Annotated in this window: 16 protein-coding genes; 14 read left to right on the top strand and 2 right to left on the bottom strand. The window is 58.2% G+C overall.

Annotated elements, in window-relative coordinates:
- The first annotated feature begins 1 nt into the window (after position 1).
- The 6 genes from N7U68_RS15030 to N7U68_RS15005 all read left to right on the top strand — a co-directional run bounded on the left by N7U68_RS15030 (position 2) and on the right by N7U68_RS15005 (position 4,717).
- Positions 2 to 784 carry an SDR family NAD(P)-dependent oxidoreductase gene (locus N7U68_RS15030; RefSeq protein ID WP_263047341.1) on the top strand — a complete coding sequence of 261 codons (783 nt, stop codon included), beginning with the start codon at positions 2 to 4 and terminating at the stop codon, positions 782 to 784.
- Positions 781 to 1,521 carry an SDR family NAD(P)-dependent oxidoreductase gene (locus N7U68_RS15025; RefSeq protein ID WP_263047340.1) on the top strand — a complete coding sequence of 247 codons (741 nt, stop codon included), beginning with the start codon at positions 781 to 783 and terminating at the stop codon, positions 1,519 to 1,521. Before N7U68_RS15030 ends, N7U68_RS15025 begins: the two co-directional genes overlap by 4 nt.
- Positions 1,518 to 2,426 carry a polysaccharide deacetylase family protein gene (locus N7U68_RS15020; RefSeq protein ID WP_165194286.1) on the top strand — a complete coding sequence of 303 codons (909 nt, stop codon included), beginning with the start codon at positions 1,518 to 1,520 and terminating at the stop codon, positions 2,424 to 2,426. The genes N7U68_RS15025 and N7U68_RS15020 overlap by 4 nt, the downstream gene beginning before the upstream one ends.
- A 397-nt stretch (positions 2,427 to 2,823) precedes the next feature.
- Positions 2,824 to 3,387: a carboxymuconolactone decarboxylase family protein gene (locus N7U68_RS15015; RefSeq protein WP_263047339.1), complete on the top strand. Its 564-nt coding sequence runs from the start codon at positions 2,824 to 2,826 to the stop codon at positions 3,385 to 3,387.
- A gap of 68 nt (positions 3,388 to 3,455) precedes the next feature.
- Positions 3,456 to 4,100 (top strand): DsbA family oxidoreductase, encoded by a 645-nt coding sequence (locus N7U68_RS15010; protein WP_263047338.1) that lies wholly within the window; start codon positions 3,456 to 3,458, stop codon positions 4,098 to 4,100.
- Positions 4,101 to 4,102: 2 nt separating this feature from the next.
- Complete coding sequence (locus N7U68_RS15005; protein WP_263047337.1) at positions 4,103 to 4,717, top strand: TetR/AcrR family transcriptional regulator; 615 nt, start codon at positions 4,103 to 4,105, stop codon at positions 4,715 to 4,717.
- Positions 4,718 to 4,764: 47 nt separating this feature from the next.
- Here the strand turns inward: N7U68_RS15005 and serB are convergent, their stop codons facing one another.
- Positions 4,765 to 5,655 carry a phosphoserine phosphatase SerB gene (serB, locus tag N7U68_RS15000; protein ID WP_263047336.1) on the bottom strand — a complete coding sequence of 297 codons (891 nt, stop codon included), beginning with the start codon at positions 5,653 to 5,655 and terminating at the stop codon, positions 4,765 to 4,767.
- A 383-nt stretch (positions 5,656 to 6,038) separates the two neighbouring features.
- Between serB and N7U68_RS14995 the strand changes: the two genes are divergently transcribed.
- From N7U68_RS14995 to N7U68_RS14980, 4 genes are all read left to right on the top strand, one after another.
- Complete coding sequence (locus N7U68_RS14995) at positions 6,039 to 7,049, top strand: amino acid ABC transporter substrate-binding protein (RefSeq protein WP_263047335.1); 1,011 nt, start codon at positions 6,039 to 6,041, stop codon at positions 7,047 to 7,049.
- A gap of 79 nt (positions 7,050 to 7,128) precedes the next feature.
- Positions 7,129 to 8,301, top strand: a complete 1,173-nt coding sequence (locus tag N7U68_RS14990; RefSeq protein WP_263047334.1) for an amino acid ABC transporter permease — start codon at positions 7,129 to 7,131, stop codon at positions 8,299 to 8,301.
- Positions 8,302 to 8,305: 4 nt separating this feature from the next.
- A complete protein-coding gene (locus N7U68_RS14985; protein WP_165194298.1) occupies positions 8,306 to 9,406 on the top strand; it encodes an amino acid ABC transporter permease in 1,101 nt (366 codons plus the stop codon).
- A gap of 22 nt (positions 9,407 to 9,428) precedes the next feature.
- On the top strand, positions 9,429 to 10,199 hold the full coding sequence (locus N7U68_RS14980) for an amino acid ABC transporter ATP-binding protein (RefSeq protein ID WP_263047333.1): 771 nt from the start codon (positions 9,429 to 9,431) through the stop codon (positions 10,197 to 10,199).
- A 488-nt stretch (positions 10,200 to 10,687) separates the two neighbouring features.
- On the opposite strand, the gene N7U68_RS14975 is transcribed toward N7U68_RS14980, so the two are convergent.
- Positions 10,688 to 12,700: a TonB-dependent receptor domain-containing protein gene (locus tag N7U68_RS14975; protein ID WP_165194302.1), complete on the bottom strand. Its 2,013-nt coding sequence runs from the start codon at positions 12,698 to 12,700 to the stop codon at positions 10,688 to 10,690.
- Positions 12,701 to 12,925: 225 nt separating this feature from the next.
- Between N7U68_RS14975 and N7U68_RS14970 the strand changes: the two genes are divergently transcribed.
- From N7U68_RS14970 to N7U68_RS14955, 4 genes are read left to right on the top strand one after another with little or no spacing between them, the layout of a single operon-like run.
- Entirely contained in the window at positions 12,926 to 13,996 is a 1,071-nt protein-coding gene (locus N7U68_RS14970) for a hemin-degrading factor (protein WP_263047332.1), read from the top strand.
- Positions 13,996 to 14,901: a heme/hemin ABC transporter substrate-binding protein gene (locus N7U68_RS14965; RefSeq protein WP_241188063.1), complete on the top strand. Its 906-nt coding sequence runs from the start codon at positions 13,996 to 13,998 to the stop codon at positions 14,899 to 14,901. The genes N7U68_RS14970 and N7U68_RS14965 overlap by 1 nt, the downstream gene beginning before the upstream one ends.
- Before the next feature lies 1 nt (position 14,902).
- A complete protein-coding gene (locus N7U68_RS14960) occupies positions 14,903 to 15,973 on the top strand; it encodes a FecCD family ABC transporter permease (protein WP_165194306.1) in 1,071 nt (356 codons plus the stop codon).
- Positions 15,970 to 16,758, top strand: a complete 789-nt coding sequence (locus N7U68_RS14955) for a heme ABC transporter ATP-binding protein (RefSeq protein ID WP_165194308.1) — start codon at positions 15,970 to 15,972, stop codon at positions 16,756 to 16,758. Before N7U68_RS14960 ends, N7U68_RS14955 begins: the two co-directional genes overlap by 4 nt.
- Positions 16,759 to 16,841 lie beyond the last annotated feature (83 nt).

Here is a 16,841-nt window from a genome sequence, read left to right as displayed (position 1 = left end):
CATGGGCAAGATAACTTATGACTTTTCGGGGAAAACCGTCCTCGTGACCGGTGCGAGTCGTGGCATCGGCTATGGAATCGCAAAGGGATTCGCGCGCGCCGGCGCTGATCTGCACATTCTTGCGGATGATGAAACCGTCTTTGACGCTGCCGAGAAGCTGTCCGCAGAGACCGGGCAAAACGTCCACGGTATCCTGTGCGACATCACCGATGTGACCGAGGTCAAACATGCGGCAGATCAGCTTCCCAGCCTCGACATACTGATAAACAACGCCGGGTTAGAGCGTACGACCCCGATTACCGACCACAATGATGACGTCGAAGAAACCTTCCGCCGGATCATCGACATCAACGTGATGGGAACGTTTCTGATGACCCGCTACGCGGTCCGCAAGATGGGCAAAGGCGGACGCATCATTCTGACGTCCTCGATCTGGGGGCGCACAGCCGTTCCCGAATACTCTGCCTATTGCGCATCAAAACATGCCAACATCGGTTTCATGCGCTCGATGGCACATGAATTGGCTCCATTGGGCATCAACGTCAATGCCGTCTGTCCGGGGTGGGTCAAAACCGAGGCGGCGCTTCTGACACTGACGAAAATGTCGCAAAGCACAGGGCGTCCCGAAGAAGAGCTGCTGCAAGAGATCATCGGCGGGCAGGTTTTGGGCGGCCTGCTGGAGCCGGACGATATGGCAGCAGTCTATCTCTATCTGGCTTCGGATGGCGCGCGCGACATCACCGGACAGGCGTATCATCTGGACCGGGGCGAGGTCATGGCATGACACAAGGATATGATGGCATGAACGTGCTGGTAACCGGGGCAAACCGGGGCATCGGCGCGGCCTGCGCCAAGATCTTTGCACAGGCCGGTGCGCATGTTCTGTGTGCTGACCTGAACGACCCTGTCGAAACGGTCGAAACCATACGCGCGGCAGGCGGCTCTGCCGAAAGCGCCATTTGCGATGTCTCGGATGAAATCTCCGTTTCGGGCTTGTTCACACGGATCTCAGAGGGGTTCACGACCCTTGATACCGTCGTCAACTGCGCCGGAATCATCCATGAGCGCGGCCTATTGGACACGACAACAGCCGAATTTGATCAGGTGATGGCAGTTAACCTGCGCGGCTCGTTCCTGATCGGACGCGAATCCATTCGTGCCATGCACCCCAAATCGGGTCGCCTGATCATGATCGCCTCGGACCTATCCTATTACGGACGCGAAGAATTCGCGCCATATGTGGCGTCCAAACACGGCGTTCTCGGTCTGGTTCGGTGCTGGGCAAAGGAATTCGCACCTAATATTCTGGTGAATGCGCTCTGCCCCGGGCCGATTGATACCGCGATGCTCGCCGCCGAAAACATGACCCCCGAATGGCGCGCAAAGGAGCTGGAAATACCATTGGCCCGTTTCGGGCAACCCGAAGAAATCGCACAGATGGCCCTGTTCCTTGCCGGGCCCAACGCAGCATACATCACCGGACAGGGGATCGGTGTTAACGGCGGGAGCATTATGCCATGATCGACAATCCAGTACCTTGGCCCAACGGCGCAAAATGCGCGGCCTGCGTGACCTTTGACATGGATGCCGACAGTCTGATCCATATCAGCCACCCCAAGGAAAGCCACCGCAAGGCGGCAACCACATCTATGCTGCAATACGGTCCCGAAATTGCCATCCCGCGCATTGTCGAAACCTATCGCCGCCTCGGGATCAGACAAACCTTCTATATCCCGGCGTGGTGCGTTGAACGCTATCCTCGTGCCATCGAGACCATCCTGAACGGCGGCCATGAGATCGGCCATCACGGCTACATTCACGAACACCCGAATGAACTGGAACCCGCCGAAGAGGCGCATTGGCTGGACGTCGGGATAGACATTATCAAGCGCGCAACCGGCAAGGCACCGCGCGGTTGGCGTGCGCCGTTATACAACATGTCCGACGTGTCGTGTGATCTGATCGCCGAACGTGGCTTTTCCTATGATGCCTCCCTCATGGGTGACGACCAGCCCTATATGCTGGAGACCGCAAAAGGCAGCTTGGTCGAGTTACCAACCCATTGGGGACTTGATGACTGGCCCCAGTTCGTCCAGTCGGACGACTTGGGATATTTCGGCAATATCATGCCCCCCAGCGTCGGGTTTGAGCCGTATATTCAAGAGTTCAACACGATCAAGAAATATGGTGGGCTCTGGGTGGCTGTCGTTCATCCATTCGCAACCGGCAGGTTGGCCCGGTGGGAAGTGGTCGCCAACTTTCTGAAACAGGCGCTGGAGCCGGGTGATGTCTGGTTCGCGCCCATGGAAGAGATCGCGGCACATGTCCGAAAGGTTACCGACTCTGGTGAATATGTGCCTCGCCGGGTGGAAATGCCGGCCTATCATGCCCCGGTTTATGACGGTGCGCTCGAAAAATATCGGTAGCACGCAACGTTTGACGACGGCCTGAGCCGCAGTCTTCCATCCGCATGCGCGAAGCGTCATCGATTTTTTCTGTGGCTCTCGCGCCATGCGTTCGACCGTGCCACACCAAAAACGTTGATCAAAACGTGAAACGGCCAGCCTAGGGACGTGCTGGCCGATTGTGACAGGTCGTCCTGCGGATCCTCAGGATCATAACCTCGCCATATTGGTCATAGTCTGAATGGCGACCGGATTCTTTACTGAGAACCCAGCAGATCGTACGCTGCTCACGATTGAGTGATTGCTCAAATCAATCATTGAGCAATCACTCAAATCACCTTACCTAAGCCTTGTCGAACCGCAGCAGGCACGCCGCACCGCTGCATTTCAATCACTCACGCCCAAATAGGAGCGACCCATGACACACTTCCCCATCCACACCATCGAATCCGCCCCCGAAGCTGCCAAACCCGCGCTCGAAGCCTCGTTCAAGGCAAACGGCCGCATCCCCGGCCTGCACGGCACCATGGCCGAGGCCCCCGGCCTGCTGGCCGCCTACAGCTTCGCGCATCAGCAATTCATGGCGACATCGCTGACCGACGAAGAAAAAACTGTGGTCTGGCAGACGGTGAACGTTGAAAATTCCTGCCACTATTGTGTGCCAGCCCATACCGGCATCGCCAAGATGATGAAGGTCGATGACGCCATCACCGAGGCCCTGCGCAACGAGACCCCGCTGCCAACCGCCAAGCTGGAAGGCCTGCGCACGTTTACGCTGCAAGTCGTCCGCACCAGCGCCAATTTGACGGATGCTCAGGTGCAGACCTTCCTTGATGCCGGTTTTGAAGAGCGTAATATCCTCGAAGTAATCTTGGGCGTCGCGCAAAAGGTAATGTCGAATTTCACCAACCACTTTGCCGGGACGCCGGTAGATCAGGTATTCCAGAAGTTCGCGTGGCAAAAAGCCGACAAGGCAGCCTAAGTCGCCCGGCGGTCCGGAGGCCGACCCCGGACCGCCGCACCCTCGCCGCGCATGAAAGGACACATCACATGACCGACCCTCTTCGTATCGACATTGTATCCGATGTAATGTGCCCTTGGTGCATTATCGGCTACCGACAACTGGCCATTGCGCTGGCGGCAACAGGCACCCCGCACGACCTCCACTGGCACCCGTTCGAGTTGAACCCCCAGATGCCGCCCGAGGGGCAGAACGGGTTTGAACATATCGCAGAAAAATACGGCTCTACCCGCGCGCAATCCGAAGACAGTCGCGATCGCATGACCGCACTTGGCACCGAACTAGGGTTCGATTTTCGCTGGACCGACGATTTCCGCATGCACAACACGTTCAACGCCCATCAACTGCTGCACTGGGCCGATGCTCAGGGGCGCAAACATGACCTGAAAATGGCCCTGTTCAGCGCGCATTTTACCGATGGCCGCGATCTGTCAGACGTTACCGTTCTGGCCGATGTTGCCAAAGAAATCGGGCTGGATCGGTCCGAGGCGCTGACCGTGCTGGAAGATCAACGTTTTGCAGACGACGTGCGAAAGGTAGAGAGTTTTTGGATCAAACAGGGCATTCAGGGCGTGCCTGCGATGATTTTTGACCGCCAGCACCTTGTCACCGGTGCCCAAGGCGTCGAAGGCTACACCAATATTCTGAACCAGCTGACCAAGGAAACCCTCTGACCATGTCCCGCGCCGCGCCCTATGACCGAGAGGCCGCCCTAGATGCGGCAATGGCGCTTTTCTGGGACAAGGGATTTCATGCGACCTCGCTCAAGGACCTTGAGGCGACGCTCGGCATGAAACCCGGCAGCATCTATGCAGCCTTCACCAGCAAGGAAACCCTCTATCTTTTGGCGCTGGAGCGTTATTTCGCGAAATCCCGCGCCGGGTTCCGCGCCCACATGGCGCGGGCAGAATCGCCCTTGTCGGGCTTGGCCGATCATTTCCGCTCTTACGCGCGGATGCGGCCCGACGACATGGCCCGTCGTGCCTGCATGTTGACGAAAACGCTCGTGGATACGCGCGCGACCGACCCCGCCATAGCCGCCGCTTCACAAGAATACATGCAGGCGATGCACAAGGAGTTTGCGGCCGTTTTCACCGCCGCCCGTGATGCGGGTGAATTGGCAGATGACGCCGACCCTGACCGTCTTGCCCGCCGGTTTCAGGCCAATGTCGCAGCACTGCGGCTGGCGCTGCATCAGGGGATGGCCCCCACGGGTTTTGCCGATCTTGCCGAGGATATGGCGCAGGAGGTAGAAAGCCTGCACTATCGAGGGCTGGCTGACCGTCTATGACGGCAGAGCTTTTCCGCTAGGAAAATAGCAATACCGCTGCTGCAATTTTATCCATCCAGTATTTCTGATCCGCGGAAACCTTGCGCATATAGCACAGCCGTCAGATCCCCGTGCCTGATGTCCAGATCAACGAAACCGCGCACCACGGGCTTTCCTCGATAGCTGAAGGGCAGGCCACAGGCCTGCAACATCAGCAGATCATTCGCACCGTCACCGACACAACAGGCCATTTTCGGCGCTATGCCCGTCTCTGCACAACACTTCAGCAGAATCTCGCGCTTGGTATGGGCGGTGCCAATCGGACGGCGCAATTCCCCGGTCATAATACCATCGTGTATGACTGGATGATTGGCGAAAACCTTGTCAAATCCGCAGTGCGCGGCAACCACATCCGCAAAAACATCATAGCCACCGGTAGCCAGCACCGTAAGTGCGCCGGATGCCCGCATCGTCTGGATCAAGGCCCGTGCGCCCGGCGCAAATCGAATTTGTTGACATAGCTCTTTGAGTAATCCCTCCGGGGTACCTGCAAACCTCTTAGTGCGCTCGACAAGCGATTGCTCGAAATCCAACTCACCCGCCATGGTTTGCGCTGTGATTTCTGCTATTTCTGCACCGATCCCCCGTTCTGCTGCCAATACGTCAATCATCTCGTTCAGGATAATCGTCGCCTCCATATCCGCCACCAGTAGCTTTCGCCTCACGGGCATGGCGTCAGATACATAGACGTCGACACCAGAAGCATTGGCCAACTGCTGGATCAGGCTTCGGTTCAGGGTGTTCTGCGGGTCGTCGCATTGGATCCTCCAGGCGTCCCTTTCGATTTCGTCCTGCGACATCACCCGCACCAAAGGACACGCCCGAAGAGCCAAGACGAAATTGGCTTTGCCGGTACCACCCCGGCTGTCATTCCCGATTACAACTAGATGAGCTATCATTTTCGTGCGTCTTTCCCGTTCCCTCTTGGTTCGAAAATTTGTCCAAAGCAACAAAGCTGCCAATAGCACAAAAGCCCGCGTTTCAAGCGGACCGTATTTCAGCTAATAATGACAATCTGACGCCAAAGCCGAAGCTGCATGTCACATGGACATCTTCAACGTGCATTTCCAAACTCAAAGCCCAAGAGACGACCGGAAACCTCTACCATGCAAGATTTTCTAAGGATTTCTTGTAATTGGCGGATGCCTTTGTGCCTGTAACCTGCGTATCTTCTTTGACAATGCGGTGGCGCACGGAAATAGTGGGCATTGCCATGCATGCTATACGTCTGGGGAATGTGTCTTTGGTCGGCTGGCTGAAAAAGACCGAAAGGGAGAACGATATGAACAAACTCATGAAATTTGGAGCAATCGCCGCCGCCATCACCGCCGCAGGTGCCGTGTCCGCGGGTACGCTGGACAAGGTCCGCGAAGCCGGTGAACTTGCATGTGGCGTCAGCGAAGGTGTTCCCGGGTTTTCGAACCCGAATTCCGACGGTGTATGGGTTGGCCTTGACGCCGATTTCTGCCGCGCTGTTGCGGCTGCGGTACTTGGTGATGCAAACGCGGTCCGTTACGTACCTCTGGCATCCAAGCAAAAGGTCCTCGCCGTTTCCAGTGGTCAGGTGGATATGACATCGCGGACGACCACATGGACAATGAAGCGCGACTCGGCAGAGGGCGTCGATTTCACCGCCGTTGTTTACTATGACGGGCAAGGTTTCATGGTCAGCGCCGATGCCGGGATCAGCAGTGCCAAGGAAATGGACGGCGCGACGGTTTGCGTGACAACCGGCACCACAACCGAACTGAACCTTGCCGATTTCGGTCGCGCAAATGGTCTGTCGCTGGAGCCTGTCGTGTTTGAAGGCAAGCGCGAGGCAGTGGATGCCTACGCTTCGGGTCGCTGTGACGCGCTGACCACCGACATGAGCCAGCTGGCAGCTTTCCGCACCGGATTCTCCGATCCGTCTGCGCATAAAATCCTTCCCGAAGTGATCTCGAAAGAGCCGCTGTCGCCGCTGGTCGCCCATGGGGACAACCAATGGAAAGACATCGTCACATGGGTGGTGTTTGGCATCATTTCGGCAGAAGAGCTCGGCGTGACCCAAGCCAATGTTGCTGACATGGCCGCAAATTCCAGTGACCCAAGCGTTCAGCGAATGCTGGGCTCCTCCGGCGACACCGGCGGTTTCATCGGACTGGAAAGCACATGGATGGCCGATGCGATCAGTGCGGTCGGCAACTATGGCGAAATCTATGACCGCAATCTGACAGCGACCCTTGGGCTGGAGCGCGGCCTGAATGCGCAGTGGAAGGACGGCGGCATCCTATACGCGATGCCGATCCGCTGACCCTACCCGGCAGAGTGCCTGAAACAGCGGTTGGCGAAACAGCCAGCCGCATCAAAATTACGTCTTAGTGGAAGCGCCTATGTCCTTCACCAAAAGAACAGCGAAACCTGGCTTTTCGGTGCAGAACATCGGGTCTGCGCTTTCTCAGGCCGTTGTCCTCACCATTGTCCTCGGCATCGTTTACGTGCTGTTCACCAACACGCAGGAAAACCTTGCGATCCGAGGTATCGAAAGCGGGTTTGCGTTTTTGGACCACGAAGCAGGCCTGCCAATCGGTGACAGCCTGATCAACTACAGTCCCACACGCAGCTACGGATACGCCTTTCTGGTGGGTATACTGAATACGCTTTTCGTCTCGTTTCTGGCCGTGATCTTTGCGACCATTCTGGGTGTGTTCGTCGGCATCGCCCGCGTTTCTCACAATTGGCTCTTGGCAAAGGTCGCCGCGATCTATGTAGAGACGCTGCGCAATCTGCCGCTGCTTCTCACGCTATTTTTCATCTACTCTGTCGTACTCGCCGCGCTGCCGCATCCGCGCGAAGCGATCGAATTGATGGAGGGTGTCTACCTCTCCAAACGCGGTTTTTACTTACCTCGCCCCTTGGCCGAGGCTGGATTCCCAGTTTTCCTGACCGCCATGCTGGTTGCTTTTGTACTGGGCCTCGGGTTCTGGCGATGGGCTGCGTCGTACAAGATGCGCACTGGCAAACCGATGCCGGGTTTTTGGGGCGGGCTGGGAATAGTCGTGGCCCTGACCGGCATCGCCTATATTGCAACCGGGCGCCCCATCAGCAGTGAACTGCCGGTCTATGCGGGCTTCAATTTCAAAGGCGGTCTGGCGATGAAGCCAGAGTTCGCGTCGCTGTTGATCGGGTTGGTTCTATATACCGCCGCCTATATCGGCGAAAATGTCCGCAGCGGCATCCAGTCGGTTCAGGCGGGCCAGATCGAAGCGGCGAATGCCTTGGGGGTCTCGAACGCGGTCGTCACGCGCAAGGTGCTGTTGCCGCAGGCGCTGCGGGTCACCATTCCCGCCACAACGAATGACTACGCAAGTCTGGTTAAAAACAGTTCTTTGGCGGTGGCAATCGGCTATCCCGACATGGTTTCGATCGGCGGGACGATCATCGGGCAAAACGGTCAGGCGGTCGAGATTATCGGAATGTGGATGGCCGTTTATCTGACGATCAATCTAATCATTTCGCTTGGCATGAATTATCTGAACGCCCGCGTTTTGCACGTGGAGAGGTAGTCAGATGCAGGACAAAAACATCATTTTTCAACCATCTCCCGCACGACCAGCCCCATCCAGTCGCGTTGGACCCGTCGCATGGCTGCGCTCGAACCTGTTCGGCGGTTGGAAAGATACAGTTGTCACCTTGGTCCTGCTGGCGATCTTGGTGGCCACCGTGCCACGACTGATTGACTGGTTGTTCATTCGGGCCACGTTTGTGGGCGACGCCGACACCTGCCGCCAGTCTGGCGGAGCTTGTTGGCCGTTCATCGTGGACAAGTTCAAGGTGCTCATGCTCGGCGTTTACCCACAAGAATTGGGTTGGCGCCCCGGAGTTACCGCGATTGCGCTGATCGTGCTTGCGGCGCTGACATATACAAACCGGGTGCGCGGGATTGTTCTGATCCTAGCCTGGGCAATCCTGCCGGTCTTTGCCTTGGTTATGATCGGCGGGGCGTTCGGCATGCGCGAAGTGGACCAGTCCCTTTGGGGCGGATTGATGCTCAGCATCATGCTGGCATTGGTTGGCGTCATTGTTTCGATCCCGCTGGGGGTGCTTCTGGCCCTCGGTCGGTATTATGGGCCGCCTGTGGTGAAATCCCTTTGTGTGGCTTTCATCGAATTGTTACGCGGCGTGCCCCTGATCACGATCTTGTTCATGGCCTCGGTGATGATGCCGCTGTTCTTGCCTCCTGACCTGATCATCAACAACCTGCTGCGCATCCAGATCGCGATGATCCTGTTCTCTGCCGCCTATATGGCCGAGGTCGTGCGTGGTGGCCTGCAGGCCATTCCATCAGGTCAGACCGAGGCCGCTCTGGCGCTTGGGGTTAGCCGGGTACGGACAATTGCATTTGTTGTCGTTCCCCAAGCGTTGCGGCACGTGTTACCGCCTCTGATCGGGCGCTGCATTGCCTTGTTCAAGGACACCTCTCTGGTGATCATCGTCGGGCTGCTGGATTTTCTCGGCATGATCAAGAACGCGGCACTTGATACCAGTTGGCTGGGATTTCAGGCAGAGGCCTATGTCTTTGCCGCGTTCGTCTACTGGTCCATTTGCTATAGCCTCAGCCTCTACGGGCGAGAACTGGAACGACGCGGCCCAGCCGGGCAAAAACACTAACACCGAACCTGCGGAGACGTTCATGACCGTCAAAATCGAAAGCCAGATCGCATCCGAAGAAATCGTCATCGAGATGAACGGTGTCAATAAATGGTTCGGTGATTTCCATGTTCTCAAGGACATCAACCTCAGCGTCACCAAAGGGGAGCGTATTGTTATCTGCGGCCCGTCCGGGTCGGGGAAATCGACACTGATCCGCTGCATCAACCATCTGGAGCAACATCAGGAAGGGATCATCAACGTCAACGGCACCTTGCTGAATGAAAGTAGCAAGAACATCACTCAGATTCGCCGCGAGGTCGGCATGGTCTTTCAGCAGTTCAACCTGTTTCCGCATATGACCATTCTCGACAATCTGTGCTTTGCTCCGGTCTGGGCACGCAACATGCCACGCGCCGAAGCAGAGGAAATCGCCCTGCGGTATCTGGATCGGGTCGGTATTTCCGAGCAAAAGGATAAATACCCCGGTCAGTTATCGGGCGGTCAACAACAAAGGGTGGCCATCGCCAGATCGCTCTGTATGAGCCCCTCGATCATGCTGTTCGACGAACCCACCTCGGCTCTGGATCCCGAGATGATCAAAGAGGTGCTTGATGTGATGATCGAATTGGCCGGCACCGGTATGACAATGCTGTGCGTCACCCACGAAATGTCCTTTGCCCGATCCGTCGCCGACAGGGTGATCTTTATGGATGAGGGCGAAATTGTCGAAGAGAACACTCCCGACGCCTTCTTTGACAACCCGCGTGTTGACCGCACTCAGCAGTTCCTGAGCCAGATCCTGACCCACTAAAGTTCGCGCTTCAGGGCTGCATCACCGCCTTCGGCTGAGATTGCCCTTCGAAAGCAGGCGACGAAAGCGCCCTCGCGTGTGCGAGGTCCGTCGCTAGAATGACGGTTCAGCAGGGTTTCCCGATCGCGGCAGCGGCGGGTCTGAAGCTGAGCTCGCGGCCCTCTGCTGGATCGCGGTGCTCCGGCTTAAGTACATAACGAAGTTGATAAACCGCATTCTGGTACCGCAAAGCCTTTGAAGACAAGGACATCAAACCCTGAATTCCAGCGCGCAAATACCGCTAGGCACCGATCACTTAGCACCCGAAAGCCAATGTACCGCGAGTGGATGGAGATTAGCCTAATCCGCGTCAAGAACTGGCTAGATATCTCCTTCCGCAACATCAGTTGCACGAAGGTGCTTTCCTCCACCTTCGTACTCGCAGCAGTGGGCATAGTCGGACTATCAGCCCTGGCAACCGGCAACCCTCACGCTGGTTAGGCCCGACCTCAGAACTGCTTGGCGAACGTCAGCTTGAAATTCCGGCCCGCCGCCGGGCGTGTCGATAGGTTTTGGGTGTATTGCTTGTCGAACACGTTCTCGATCCCGAACCGGATTTCCGTCCCTTTCCACACACCACTGTCGGGCGCGACGGTCGCGCGCAGGTTATGTGCGACGAAACTGGAATATCGTACGCCGTTGGTTGTCACCGCGTCGTTCGCGACCATTTCCCAGCTGACATCGTAGGCGTTGGCAAATTTCTGCCCCACAGTCAGACGCAGACTGTTCGCCGCCTGATTGCGCCAGTCCTGCCGGACGCCCACACCCGTCGTCTCTTTGCCATCGGCAAAATTCGCGTTGAGGTCCATGTAGAACCCCGACGCCATGGCGTAAGCGGCCTCGATCTCGACACCTTGCGTGTTGACCTTGTCCAACGGGACGAAATTGGGCGGTCCAAAGACCGCGGTGTTGGTCACATAGGACGTCACGTCCCAGAGTTCCGTGTCATAGACGTTCAACTTGAACGACAGGCTGTCGCCTGCTCTGATGGCATCCTCGCGCTCATAGGCAAAGCCCAACTCGAACGTGCGGGATTTTTCGCTGTCCTGTATGCGCGCCGCATTGTCCAGATCGTCGATGATCGGCATCACTTCGGTGTAGGCCGCAGAGCCGAACACCGAAAATCCATTGTCCCAGCCGTAGCGCAGCGAAATGCCGCCCATCATTGCGTCATGCGAAAAACTGCCATTGTTGGGCGCAGTGTCGCCTTTGATCTTGGACGTCTCGTAGCGCAGTGCAGGCGTCAGGGTCCAACCGCCACCGAACGACATTTCGTTGATCGCGAAGATGGCCCACCGGTTGTCTTCGCCGCCCGGTGCCGAGTTCGCGTCCTTGCGCTTGCGCTTGATGTACTCAACGCCCGTCGTCAGGTCATGGTTGATAACGCCAGTCGCGAAAAGCGACGTGTTCTTTAGCGTAACGGTCGTCGTTTCATATCGGTGATCTGCGTCCAGCAACGGATTGCCGGGGATGATCGCGGTCTGGTTGATCTCTTCGTCTGCGTAGGAATATTGCAGCGTCATATCCACCAGATCGTTGCCGACGGGATTAAAGTTGTAGCGCAAAATCGACGTCGCACTTCGCACTGAACGATCCACGTTCCCAAAGTTCGCGAGACCGAAGCTGTCATATGGCACGTCATCTTGACTCGATTCGGTTTCAGTATGGGTGAAACTCAGAGACTGGTTGTCACCGTCGCCAAAGGTGTATTTGCCCTTGATCAACCAGGATGGATCATTCGTCTGCCCGCCTGCGGGATTGATCAGCGACCCGTTCCCATCCTCTTGCGGATCAGTGATCCGGCGCGTGTAGTTTGCAAGGAACTCCAATTTTTCTGTGGGTTGCCATGCGAGAATACTGGATGATGTCAGACCGTTGCCGTTGGACGCAAATTCCAGCGTCTGGCGGTAGGCGAAACCCGGCGTGCCACCCGTGAAGTCCGAGGCGTCCTTGGTTTCAAGCCGGACAACACCGCCGACCGCACCGGAGCCATATTCGAACGACCCAATGGTGCCACGCAGCACTTCAACTTCCTTGTAAAGCGCGGGATCGGTGAACAACTGGTTGCCAATGCGATAAAGCTCTTCACTGCCGCGTGTCGCTCCATCGACTTGGATCAGGATTTTCTGGTCCGTGCCGAATGATCCGGTCGTGCCGTAGCCGCGGATCGTGATGCCGGACCCTTGTGGCGTCGCGCCATTGACCAAAGTCACGCCGGGTACGGAATCGATCAACTCTGCCACCGTGCCTGCCTGCCTGTCGTCGATCTCTGTCTGGTCGATTTCGGTCACGGGCACGGCCGTGTCGGTGCGCACCTCACGTTTGCTTTCGCCCAGTAGAATCGTGCCCAGAAATCCGCCATCCTGCGGAATGGCATCCTGCGCGACTGCGGGCGCGGCGGTGGTCAAGATCAGGCACAGGGCAGTGGTGCCTCGAAGGCTCGCGCGCGTTTGGTGTCTCATGACGGTATCCTTTTGCATAACGGGTTTGGCTAAACCGTGGCTTGCAAAGGCTGGCGCGGTATATTTTTGACTTCCCTGAAAATCGGGTCTTGTGCCGGATAAATGAATCATACTAAATTAGTCAAGAATAATCTGTGATATCGAAGACACGCAGATTAGCCACGCAAGCGTTTCAATGTACGCCGCGCAGCCATCCCTCTCTGACCCTAATGCAAGAGTATGAAATTGGCTGATCCCATAAATCCGAGCCCCGTAGAGCTGAGCCCCGAAGACATCCGCGCCGCACAGGCCGAACACCCCAAACTGCGCGACCGCGATCTGGCGACGAAGCTGGGCATCAGCGAGGCGCAATTGGTCGCCGCCTCCTGTGGTATCACCGCCACGCGAATCGATGCCCATCCCGACCGGATAATGGGCGCCGCTATGACCTTGGGCGAAGTGATGGCCCTGACCCGCAACGAAAGCTGCGTCAGCGAAAAGGTCGGCACCTATGAGGACTACCATCCGGGCAATCACGCCGCGATGGTCCTGACCGAAGAGATTGATCTGCGCATTTTTCCCAGCCAGTGGAAACACGCCTTTATGGTGGAAAAACCCACCGATGACGGCCCGCGTCGGTCGCTGCAGGTGTTCGATGCGGCAGGCGACGCAGTTCACAAGATTTTCCTGCGGAGCACATCGCAGCCCGGCGCGTGGGACGCGTTGTTAGCCGATTTGCCCGTCGATGATCAGAGCCAAGCGTTGGCGACAGCACCTCGCAAACCGACGGAACCTGCAAAGTCGGACATGGGTAAGGTCGATATTCTGCGCAAGGAATGGATGCGGATGACCGACACGCACCAGTTCATGCGCCTCACGTCCAAGCTCAAAATGAACCGGTTGGGCGCTTACCGGATCGCTGGCGCGCCGCTTGTGCGCCCGCTGGCCCCGCAAGCGGTCAACACCGCGCTGGAGCAGCTCGCGAGGGATGGCACGGAAGTCATGATCTTTGTCGGCAATCGCGGCTGCATCCAGATCCATACTGGCCCGGTGGTCAAACTTCATCCGATGGGGCCGTGGCAAAACGTGATGGACCCGCGCTTTAACTTGCATCTGCGGTTGGATCACGTGGCTGAGGTTTGGGCGGTCGACAAGCCGACGCAACGCGGCCCGGCCATGTCGCTCGAGGCGTTCGATGCCGATGGCGGGTTGATCTTTCAGATATTCGGCGTCGGTAAGGAAGGCCGCGACAGCCGCCCCGAATGGCGCGCGCTGGTCGGTGCTTTGCCGGATGCCGCAGTTGAGGAGAACGTGTGATGTGGCGGCGTTCGAAATCCTGCGGATCACGCATGTCCTTGATGACGGCCACCACGATCGCTCTGACGACGGTGATGTTCGTCGGTTTCCTTCCGTTCCAGAAACCCCTGCATGCCGCAGGGTCCGGTGACGTCGTCTCGATCGGTGGATCGGTGACCGAGATCGTCTATGCGCTAGGACAGGAGGGACGGTTGGTCGCCCGCGACACCACGTCGTCCTACCCGCCCGAAGCCGAGACGCTGGCTGATGTCGGTTACATGCGGGCGCTCTCTGCCGAAGGTGTGCTGTCTCTGAACCCGACGCTAATTCTTAGCGAGGCTGATGCGGGCCCGCCCGAAGTGATCGACGTGCTGCAAAGCGCCGGTGTGCGGTTTGAGATGCTGGAACCCGCAATGGACGGTCCGGGCATCGGCACCAAAATCCGCGCCATCGGTGCCGCGCTCGACGTGGCAGAGGCTGCCAAGACGTTGGCAGATCAGGTCGAGGTAGACATGCGCCGTGTGACCATGGAAGCCACCGAAATGGCAGCCGATGCTCCCAAACGCGTGCTGTTCATCCTCAGCACCCAAAGTGGCCGCATCATGGCCTCCGGCACCGGCACGCAAGCTGATGCCATGATCCGTCTGGCAGGTGGAGTGAACGCGATTGCGGGCGTGCAGGGGTACAAGCTGCTGAGCGATGAGGCGATCACCAGCGCAGCACCCGATGTGATCCTGATGATGGACCGGAGCGGCGATCATGCGGTGGCCGACGACGTGCTGTTCAACATGCCCGCGATCAGACCGACACCGGCCGCCGCAAGCGAACATATCGTACGGATGAACGGGCTTTATCTGCTTGGGTTCGGCCCGCGCACACCGGATGCCGTGGCCGACCTGAGCGCAGCACTCTACGGCAGGCGCTGACATGGCGGCGATTGATGCCGCGGCACCCGGCTATATACGCGACCGCCGCACTACAGCCCGGCGCGCGCATGTAATCCTCTCGCTGGTTTGTGCCGCGTCGATGGTGGCCAGCCTTGCGATCGGCCCGGCTGGCACGTCGCTTTGGGGCGCATTTGGTCAGCTTTTGCGCAGTGAGCCGCTGAGCACTCTCGATCAGGTGATCCTGCGCGATATCCGTCTGCCGCGTATGGTACTGGGGGCACTGGTGGGTGCGGCGCTGGCGATTTCAGGTGCAGTGTTGCAGGGGCTGTTTCGCAATCCGCTGGCTGATCCGGGCATCGTGGGCGTCAGTGCCGGTGCGGCACTTGGCGCCACCAGCGCCATTGTGCTGGGTGCGATGCTACCCGTCGCGGTGCAAAACATCGTCGGCAACGCGCTGATCCCGCTTGCTGCTTTCTTCGGAAGCTGGATCAGCGTTTTCGTCCTCTATCGTGTTGCGACACACCGCGGTCGCACATCCGTGATCACAATGCTTTTGGGTGGTATCGCGCTTGCAGCGTTGGCGGCGGCGTGTATGGGCGTGTTGATCTACATTGCAGACGACGCGCAGCTGCGTGATTTGACGTTCTGGAACCTCGGATCGTTGGGCGGTGCCACATGGGTCAAGGTCGCAACCGCTGGCCCGATGATCGTGTTGGCCGTCGGGGGGGCTGTGCTGTTGGGGCGCGCGCTGAATGCGTTGGCGCTGGGTGAGGCGGCGGCGCATCACCTTGGCGTACCAGTTCAGCAAATGAAACGGTGGGCGATCCTGTGCGTCGCGGCGGCGACCGGCAGTGCGGTCGCGGTCGCAGGCACCATCGGCTTCATCGGGATCGTCGTGCCGCACCTTCTGCGTCTGAGCACTGGACCGGACCATGGACCGTTGCTGATAAATTCCGCCCTGTTGGGTGCGGCCCTGCTGGTGTGGGCGGACGTGATCGCACGATTGATCGTTGCGCCAGCGGAACTGCCCATCGGCATCATAACCGCTATCCTCGGCGCGCCCGTGTTCCTGTGGATCCTGTTGCGCCAACGCGGAAGCCTGATGGCATGACGATGATCGCGCGCGACATCACGTTTACCATCGGCGGGAAAACCATTCTGCGAGACGTAAACTTCACGGCCAGACCCGGGCAGGTGACTGCAATTGTCGGTCCCAACGGGTCCGGCAAATCCACCTTGTTGCGGATCATGTCGGGTGAAGAAAGCGCGCGTGGCACCGTCACGCTCAACGGGCTGAATGTCATCGCGCGCAATGCCCGTGATCTGGCACGCACCCGCGGCGTGCTGCAGCAGGCGACCAACATGGCGTTTCCGTTCACCGTAATAGAGGTGCTGCGCATCGGCCTTCAGGCCGGTCCGTATGCCCTGCGTCCCAGCGTCCCGGAAGAGGCGTTGGCCGCCGTCGGCCTCGCCGATTACGCGTCGCGGTACTATCATGAGCTTTCGGGCGGCGAGCAGCAGCGTACACAACTAGCGCGGGTCCTGTGTCAGGTTTGGGAGCCTGTGCTGAATGGCACGCCAAGCTGGCTGTTGCTGGACGAACCTGTTGCGAGCCTCGATATCGGACATCAATTGGTGATCATGGAACTGGCCCGCCGCTACGCCGATGCTGGCGGTGGCGTGGTCACGGTCATGCACGACCTGAACCTCACGGCGCTCTATGCTGACAGAATGGCGCTGATGCAGGACGGCTGCATCGCGGCAGAGGGCGTGCCGCGCGAAGTTCTGACCGATGAAATTCTGTCAAAGGCCTATGGTTGTCACCTGCGGGTCAACGCGCCGCCACCGCCGGGATGGCCCTACATCCTGCCGCACATGGCACAACTGACCCACTAGCCTGACCTCAGAGATGATGCAGGGTAAATCCGGCAACTGCGTACGTATCATGCGCAGATGAATACTGTCATCACCCTGCGCCT

Origin of the sequence: Roseovarius pelagicus, from assembly GCF_025639885.1 — a bacterium.
Taxonomy (GTDB): Bacteria; Pseudomonadota; Alphaproteobacteria; order Rhodobacterales; family Rhodobacteraceae; genus Roseovarius; species Roseovarius pelagicus.
This window is presented reverse-complemented; position numbering and strand designations above follow the sequence as displayed.

Bases quoted from the DNA above. Each gene is read 5' to 3' on its own strand.
- N7U68_RS15030 (WP_263047341.1), top strand. From the start codon at position 2: ATGGGCAAGATAACTTATGACTTTTCGGGGAAAACCGTCCTCGTGACC.
- N7U68_RS15025 (WP_263047340.1), top strand. From the start codon at position 781: ATGACACAAGGATATGATGGCATGAACGTGCTGGTAACCGGGGCAAAC.
- N7U68_RS15020 (WP_165194286.1), top strand. From the start codon at position 1,518: ATGATCGACAATCCAGTACCTTGGCCCAACGGCGCAAAATGCGCGGCC.
- N7U68_RS15015 (WP_263047339.1), top strand. From the start codon at position 2,824: ATGACACACTTCCCCATCCACACCATCGAATCCGCCCCCGAAGCTGCC.
- N7U68_RS15010 (WP_263047338.1), top strand. From the start codon at position 3,456: ATGACCGACCCTCTTCGTATCGACATTGTATCCGATGTAATGTGCCCT.
- N7U68_RS15005 (WP_263047337.1), top strand. From the start codon at position 4,103: ATGTCCCGCGCCGCGCCCTATGACCGAGAGGCCGCCCTAGATGCGGCA.
- serB (WP_263047336.1), bottom strand. From the start codon at position 5,655: ATGATAGCTCATCTAGTTGTAATCGGGAATGACAGCCGGGGTGGTACC.
- N7U68_RS14995 (WP_263047335.1), top strand. From the start codon at position 6,039: ATGAACAAACTCATGAAATTTGGAGCAATCGCCGCCGCCATCACCGCC.
- N7U68_RS14990 (WP_263047334.1), top strand. From the start codon at position 7,129: ATGTCCTTCACCAAAAGAACAGCGAAACCTGGCTTTTCGGTGCAGAAC.
- N7U68_RS14985 (WP_165194298.1), top strand. From the start codon at position 8,306: ATGCAGGACAAAAACATCATTTTTCAACCATCTCCCGCACGACCAGCC.
- N7U68_RS14980 (WP_263047333.1), top strand. From the start codon at position 9,429: ATGACCGTCAAAATCGAAAGCCAGATCGCATCCGAAGAAATCGTCATC.
- N7U68_RS14975 (WP_165194302.1), bottom strand. From the start codon at position 12,700: ATGAGACACCAAACGCGCGCGAGCCTTCGAGGCACCACTGCCCTGTGC.
- N7U68_RS14965 (WP_241188063.1), top strand. From the start codon at position 13,996: ATGTGGCGGCGTTCGAAATCCTGCGGATCACGCATGTCCTTGATGACG.
- N7U68_RS14960 (WP_165194306.1), top strand. From the start codon at position 14,903: ATGGCGGCGATTGATGCCGCGGCACCCGGCTATATACGCGACCGCCGC.
- N7U68_RS14955 (WP_165194308.1), top strand. From the start codon at position 15,970: ATGACGATGATCGCGCGCGACATCACGTTTACCATCGGCGGGAAAACC.